We start from the raw sequence: 7,097 nt of genomic DNA, 5'->3' as shown, positions 1-7,097 counted from the left end.
GAAAGTGATCCATGCGAAGCTACCCAGTAGGGCCAATCCGTTCAAACGAAAGCGCAGGTCAGCACGCATGACGCATGCTTCTCCCATGTCTCCAATCCTCTCTCCGAGCGTCAACAGCGCGCACATGGACGTCGTGCGCGTCTTCCTGTACGCCCGACAGTCTTACGCACGCGCGGACGGCTCCGAGGTGAGCACCGAAGCGCAACTAGCGGCGGGACACGCCCTAGCAGAAGCCCGCTCGCTGCAAGGGGTGCCCTGGGTCGTCGTTGGCGAGTACGTCGACAAGGGTCGGTCTGGATGGGACCCGAGCGTCATACGGACCGACTTCGAACGCATGATGACCGACATTCGCGCGGGCGAAGGTGACGTAGTCATTAGCAACGAGCTTTCGCGGCTCACTCGGCAAGGCGCACACGACGCACTCGAAATCGACAAGGAATTCAAGGCGCACGGCGTACGGTTCATGTCCATACTAGAGCCCTTCCTTGACACGTCCACCCCTATCGGCGTCGCAATCTTCGCGCTCATTGCCGCACTCGCGAAGCAGGATAGCGACAACAAAGCGGACCGACTCAAGGGCGCCAAAGCTGAAATTAGCGCTGTAGGCGGACGGCATTCCGCCACGGCCCCATACGGTATGCGGACCGTTCGCGAGCAAATCGATAAACTCACTGTGTCCGTTCTCGAACCCGACGCGGACAACCCCGAACACGTCGCCGTTGTTGAACGCATGGTCGACATGTCACTCAGCGGAAAAAGTGACAACAAGATCGCAACCACGCTCGAAAAAGAGCAGATACCGGCCCCCGGAAACGCGAAACGACGCGCCACAGAGAAGCGCCTAGAGGCACTCAAAAAACGACGCACTTCTGACCCCGATGCACCTATCCGGTGGCGCGCGCAAACCGTCCGGTGGATTCTCGACCACCCCGCAATAGGCGGTTTTGCGAGCACACGCGTAAAGCGCGGTAAGGCGTACGTCAACGTCATCGCGCGGGACGAAGCAGGCTCGCCACTGACACCCCACCGGGGAATCATCTCCGGCGCCCGGTGGCTCGAACTTCAGGAACACCGGAAACTCCCCAGCAAGTACACCAGACAACCCGGTGGGGAAGCCGTGCCAACCCTTCTCAGCGGGTGGCGATTCAGCGACTGCGGCGTATGCACTGGCAGTGTCGGGCAATCCGAAGCCACCGACGGGCACGGTACGTACATGTGCGCCAACCCGAAGGGGCATGGCGGACTATCCATCCGCCGTAAAGACGCCGACGAGTACGTTGCGCGCCGAGTGTGGCAGCGCCTCATCACAGCGGACATGGCGGACGAAGACGACCGAGCATGGGTAGCCGCGGTGGCGGTGCGCTACGCAAGACAAAAGGATCTTGCAGGCGTGCAGGAAGAGCGGCGCGAAACAGCGGCACATCTCGCCCACGTACGCCAGTCCATCAAGGAGCTTCAGGCGGACCGAAAAGCGGGGTTGTACCGAGGCCGCGACGAACTCACGATGTGGCGAGCCACGATGGAGCAATACCGCGCCTACGAAGACGAGTGCACGCGGAAGCTCGACGAGTTGGACGCCCAGACGTCCGCGGCGGTAGCGGTGCCGGCCGACTGGTTCGCCTCCGGGGAAGACCCGATAGGGGACGACTCGCCCTGGGCAACGTGGGACGTCTTCGAGCGTCGACAGTTCCTAGCCCTGTTCCTGTCGGGGGTCACCATTGGGCGGGGCCGCGACCCCGAGACAAAGAAGATCATCCCGCTAGACCAACGCATCGAACTGCGGTGGCACCCACTACCCGACGACACCGACGACACCGACGAAGAGGCCACTGAGCGGGAACTTGCAGCGCTGTAACGCCCGTGCGGGGGCCGACTCACACCGGGTCGGCCCCTTCGTCACGTCTGCGGAGGATGCGTGGGGCCCCGACCAGCGGGAAGTGATGGAGTGACGTTGTGACTCATTTTTCAGATTCACATAAGAAGTCTCTAAGGCATCCCGGACTTCGCCTCACTGCGTCTCTACGTCACTGCCCGACATCCGGCGCTGAAGTCACCGACTCACTTCATATAGATAGAAGGGTGATTCCGCACCGCGCATCAAGTAGCGATACGCAACGGCGCATGAGTGCTCACCCTTCGGCCAGGGGCTCCCCCGACTTCTCTCGGGGTTGAGCAACTGGGCGGCTTCGTCCGTAAGCGTTCGTGAGAATGCCGAACCTAGCGAAGCCGCGCTTGCTTCCGTAGCTCAATGGCAGAGCGCCCCTACCCGGGTTCGTATAACGGGGTGGTTGCTGGTTCGAATCCAGCCGGGAGCACAACTTGCGAGGTATAGGGGGCTTCCCCAGGAAGGGGGGGCCATGCGTACACGCTGCCTTGACTGTCGAGCCTGGGCCACACACGGGGGTAGGTGCGCCATGCATCACTCCGAGTACAACGCACAGCGCTCCATCAAGAGCCACGCGAAGCGGCGTGCTGCTATCGCCCGGGGCAACAACGCTGCCGCTCGTCTGCGTCGCGCTGTGCGCAAGGCCATGGGTGCCGAGTGTGCACACTGCGGTGGTCACTTCCTGCCTTCATGGCTGGACATTGACCACATCAAGCCGCTCGCGCTTGGGGGTGAGGACGTGGATAGCAACGTCCAAGCACTGTGCAAGCGATGCCACCGCATCAAGACGGCACTGGACTTCGGCAAGCGCCCCTTCTAGGGGGAGAGCGGTCCGAAAGTTCCCAGAAATTTTCTACAGCGATCCCGGCCCAAGCTCGGAAAACGCACGCTAGGTGCAGCGCCGGACCCCGCCCCCCAGCGGCCTGAATCCTTGCAACTACTGGCCTTCCGCCACTTCGGCACGCTGAGAACGGGTCAGTTAACGACCCGTTAGGGGGGTGCTAAGTGAGCCGAGCTAAGGCGCCGGACATGCGTACCGGCAACGCCAACACTGCCGCGGTAGCGGAGCCCGCCCCCGTTGTGTACGAAGGTCGAGCGCCCCGTGTGCCCGCGCACCTGAAGGCCGCGGGTAAGGACGTGTGGCGCAACGTGTGGTCCGCCGGCATGGGTGCGTACTCCCCCGACACAGACCGCAACGTGATCACGCGGTACTGCGAGCTGCACGACCGTCGCGCTGATCTGCTCGCACTGGTGGCCGCTGACGGCTACATGTCGGAGGGGTACAACGGGCAACCGGTGGCGCACCCCATGCTTCGCTACGTCGAGTCGACGGAGAAGGAACTCCGCTCGATTGAGACTGCGATCGGGTTCACGCCTGAAGCACGTCTGCGCCTGGGGCTCGTTGCTGCGGAGGCGCGCAAGGTGGCCGCGGGGCCGGAGGATTTCTGAGCACAGCTAAGCGCCCCCAGGTTTCCCCAGGGGCGCCAATCCGCTCAGCGGCGTCGCTTCGGCCCCGGAATGGAAATGCGCTCGAACTTCACGGAGCGCCCCTCCCCGAGTTCCACGGTCAGATCAGTAACCGTCGCGTCCGGGTTGAGAACACCCAGCGGGTCACAGCCGTAGTGCTCAATCTCCGACATGCCTTCAAACACGCTAATGATCACGGTGCGCTTGCCGGTTTCGATGCGCTTGAACGCGTACACAGTTTCGGCCCCTTCGTCGTTGTCCGCCTTACGAGGAACAACCTACTCACGTGAGTAGGCTCTTGTCAATGCGGGGGGTGTCATGGCGAAGCGTCTCCCCGCCGAAGGCATTGATCCAGTTATTGCCCGGCACATACCCACCGACGCGCCGTTCCCCAGTGAGGGCTACCGGGTAGCGAAGTGGATTGAAGAATTCTGCTATCTGACGGGCTCGTTCGCCGGCCAACCGTTCCGGCTGTTGCCGTGGCAGCGAACCCTTCTTGTGGACGCGTACGAGCTAACGCAGGACACGTTCGGTCGTTGGCGCCGGAAGCACCGCACCGTGTGTGTGTGCGTGGCGCGCAAGAACGGCAAGAGCACCATTGCCGCAGCCATCATGCTCTATCACCTGATTGCGGACCGGGGCGACGCACAGCGTCAGATCATCGCTGCCGCCAATGACCGCAATCAGGCTCGCATGGTGTTCGACGCTGCGAAGCAGATGGTTAACGCTTCGCCGAAGCTGAGCGCCGTATGCAACGTGCAGCGCGACGTGATCCGGTATAAGGACAACACTTACCGGGTCGTTAGCGCGGACGCTGGGCGGCAACAGGGGCTGAATCCTTCCGCGGTGTCGCTCGACGAGTACGCGTTCTCTAAGAACTCCGACTTGTTCGACGCGCTCACGCTGGGCAGTGCTGCGCGCAATCAACCGATGTTCCTGATCATTTCGACTGCGGGGCCGGACCCTGACGGACCTTTTGCGCAACTCTGCGAGCAAGGTGAGCGTGTCAATTCCGGGGAAGCCGACGACCCAACGCTTTTCTTCCGGTCGTGGGGCCCGCGCTTGGGCGAAACCGTCGACCACCTTGACCCCGAAGTGTGGGCCAGGTGCAACCCGTCGTACGAAATCTTGAACCCGGACGACTTCAAGGCGGCGGCCCAGCGGAGCACTGAAGCCAGTTTCCGTATCTACCGACTTTCACAGTTCGTGCGTGGCGCTTCAACGTGGTTGCCGCACGGGCTATGGGATTCGCTCGCTGCGGCGGATGACCCCCTAGAGCCGGGGGACGAAATTGTGCTCGGCTTTGACGGTTCGTGGAAGGGCGACTCTACGGCGCTCGTCGCTTGCCGCGTACGGGACTTGAAGGTGTTTGTCCTGGGCCACTGGGAAGCGCCGGCGGACGACGCTCATTGGCGGGTTCCCATGGCGGATGTTCGGGACGCTCTTCACGGGGCGCTTGACACATACCTGGTACGCAATCTGGTGGCAGACCCTTACCGCTGGGAAGAGACGCTAGACAATCTCGAAGCTGACGGCTTCCCCGTTGAAGCGTTCCCAACGAACTCGTTGAAACGCATGATCCCCGCGACGCAGTCTGTGTACGACGCGTGCCGGGATGGCCGCTTGTCGCATGACGGTAATCCGGCGCTTGCCCGGCACATCGGCAATGCCGTGCTGAAGGAAGACAAGCACGGTGCCCGCGTGACGAAGGAATACGCGGCCAGTCGCCGAAAGATTGACCTTGCTATCGCCATGGTTCTCGCTGTTCACGGCGCAATCATGTGGCGCGAGGACAACGGCACCCACGTTGATACGGCGATTCTCGCCACGTGGGAGGGGGCCGACGGGCAGGTCTTCACGACCGGGCTCGCCCCCGATGAATCCGATTACTTCGCTGATATCTGACCCGAAGGGGGCGCTATGGGTTTTTGGTCTGCTCTCTTCGGGTGGGGGTCATCTCTCGCACTGGACGCTGTAGCGGCTGAACGCGCGTGGGAGCCGTATGACCCTGAGCTGTACAGCTTGGGTGTCACCGCGGCTTCCGGGCAGCGCGTTACACCGCATAACGCCCTTCAGGTGTCGGCCGTATTCGCGTCGGTCCGGCTGCTCTCCGAGACGATTGCCACGCTGCCAGTAGGCACGTACAGCAAGCGCGGCGGGGTCCGCCGGCAGATCGAAACTCCCGCGTGGCTCGACTACCCGAACGCTGAGCCGGGCGGCATGGGCCGGATCGACATCCTGTCTCAAACGGTCCTGTCACTTCTTCTTCAGGGCAATGCGTTTCTTGCCGTCCGCTGGGTGGGACCGAACATTGCTGGGTTGGACGTGCTCGACCCGACGAAGATTCACGTGCACATGGTCATGGTCGACGGTCTTCGTCGGAAGGTGTTTGAAGCGTTCGATGTGGACTCCGACGGGAACGAAGTTCTGTTGGGTTGGTTCACGCCGCGCGATGTTCTTCACATTCCCGGGATGATGCTTCCCGGTGACTTCGTCGGTTGCTCGCCGATCTCGTACGCACGTGAGTCCATCGGGCTTGCGCTTGCTGCCCAGACGTACGGTTCGAAGTTCTTCGCCAATGGCGCGATGCCTGGGGCTGTGGTTGAGGTCCCCGGAACAATGAGCGAAGAGGGACTTGCACGGGCGCGTGAAGCGTGGCGCGCAGCGAACAGCGGTGTGGACAACGCGCACCGTGTAGCGCTGCTCACTGAAGGCGCGAAGTTCAGCAAGGTCGCTATGTCGCCGGACGAAGCACAGTTCTTGCAGACGCGACAGTTTCAGGTTCCGGAAATTGCGCGCATCTTTGGCGTTCCGCCGCACCTCATCGCGGACGCGACGAACTCGACTTCGTGGGGTTCCGGTCTTGCTGAACAGAACATCGCGTTCAGTATGTTCTCGCTGCGACCGTGGCTCGAACGCATCGAGTCGGGACTGAACAGACTTCTTTTCGCGGAGACTGCGGACCGCCACAAGTTCGTCAAGTTCAACTTGGACGAGATCAAGCGGGGCGCACCGAAAGAGCGTATGGAGCTGTGGTCGCTGGGGCTGCAAAACGGTATCTACTCGATTGACGAAGTTCGAGCTGCCGAGGATCTGCCACCGCTTCCGGAGGGGTTGGGCGCTGAGTACCGCGTGCCGATGAATCTGTCCGTTGTGGGTGAGAAGCCGGAGCCCGCGCCCCCAGCCATTGAACCCCCCGCATCTGAGCCGGGGGACGAGCCGGACACCGCCGAAGGCGACCCGGTTAACGAAGGGGGCACAGACGAAGATGACGACTCGTGAACTTCGGTTCGCGGTTGGTGCACTTGAAGAGCGCTCGTCGGGTGACGGGCGCATTTCTATGCGCGGATACGCCTACCGCTTCAATGAACTGTCACACGACCTGGGCGGCTTTCGGGAACGCATTGTGCCTGGGGCCGGCGGTCCGTCGCTGCGACAGAACGACGTGTACGCAACTTTCAACCACAACTCACAGTCTCTGCTCGGGCGCACGTCGTCGGGCACGCTGCGTGTGGGGGAAGACCGCGAGGGCGGGTGGTATGAGGTTGACCTTCCGGACACGACGACCGGCCGTGACGTCGCGGAGCTTCTGAAGCGGGGCGACCTTCGCGGCTCGTCCTTCACGTTCCGCGTGCTCGATGGGGGTCAGCGTCGGGCAGACGAAGACGACGCGGAAACGGGGCTTCCCGTCCGCGAGATCACGGCCATGGACGTGGTCGAACTGGGGCCGGTTGTGAATCCGGCG

Annotated in this window: 7 protein-coding genes and 1 tRNA gene; 7 read left to right on the top strand and 1 reads right to left on the bottom strand. The window is 62.4% G+C overall.

The features are described 5' to 3' along the window. Positions 1–85: 85 nt before the first annotated feature. The 4 genes from AB0I16_RS35580 (at position 86) to AB0I16_RS35565 (ending at position 3,334) form a co-directional block, all read left to right on the top strand. A complete protein-coding gene (locus tag AB0I16_RS35580) occupies positions 86–1,855 on the top strand; it encodes a recombinase family protein (RefSeq protein ID WP_363253826.1) in 1,770 nt (589 codons plus the stop codon). A gap of 379 nt (positions 1,856–2,234) precedes the next feature. Continuing rightward, a tRNA-OTHER gene (locus AB0I16_RS35575) sits at positions 2,235–2,315 on the top strand. A 99-nt stretch (positions 2,316–2,414) separates the two neighbouring features. After that, the gene (locus tag AB0I16_RS35570) at positions 2,415–2,705 is read left to right on the top strand and encodes an HNH endonuclease signature motif containing protein (protein WP_363253825.1); all 291 of its coding nucleotides are present in this window, start codon (positions 2,415–2,417) and stop codon (positions 2,703–2,705) included. A 209-nt stretch (positions 2,706–2,914) separates the two neighbouring features. Beyond that, on the top strand, positions 2,915–3,334 hold the full coding sequence (locus AB0I16_RS35565; protein WP_363253824.1) for a phage terminase small subunit P27 family: 420 nt from the start codon (positions 2,915–2,917) through the stop codon (positions 3,332–3,334). A gap of 44 nt (positions 3,335–3,378) precedes the next feature. Here the strand turns inward: AB0I16_RS35565 and AB0I16_RS35560 are convergent, their stop codons facing one another. After that, positions 3,379–3,588, bottom strand: coding sequence for a hypothetical protein (locus tag AB0I16_RS35560; protein WP_363253823.1), 210 nt, complete (start codon positions 3,586–3,588; stop codon positions 3,379–3,381). 82 nt (positions 3,589–3,670) lie between these two features. Between AB0I16_RS35560 and AB0I16_RS35555 the strand changes: the two genes are divergently transcribed. From AB0I16_RS35555 to AB0I16_RS35545, 3 genes are all read left to right on the top strand, one after another. Continuing rightward, positions 3,671–5,257, top strand: a complete 1,587-nt coding sequence (locus tag AB0I16_RS35555) for a terminase large subunit (RefSeq protein ID WP_363253822.1) — start codon at positions 3,671–3,673, stop codon at positions 5,255–5,257. Positions 5,258–5,272: 15 nt separating this feature from the next. Next, positions 5,273–6,634: a phage portal protein gene (locus AB0I16_RS35550; RefSeq protein ID WP_363253821.1), complete on the top strand. Its 1,362-nt coding sequence runs from the start codon at positions 5,273–5,275 to the stop codon at positions 6,632–6,634. Further along, positions 6,621–7,097 (top strand): HK97 family phage prohead protease (locus AB0I16_RS35545; RefSeq protein ID WP_363253820.1); only part of this gene is annotated, 477 nt, incomplete at its 3' end. The genes AB0I16_RS35550 and AB0I16_RS35545, both read left to right, overlap by 14 nt.

The sequence above is a fragment of the Streptomyces sp. NPDC050703 genome (genome assembly GCF_040654435.1).
Classification (GTDB): Bacteria; Actinomycetota; Actinomycetes; order Streptomycetales; family Streptomycetaceae; genus Streptomyces.
This window is presented reverse-complemented; position numbering and strand designations above follow the sequence as displayed.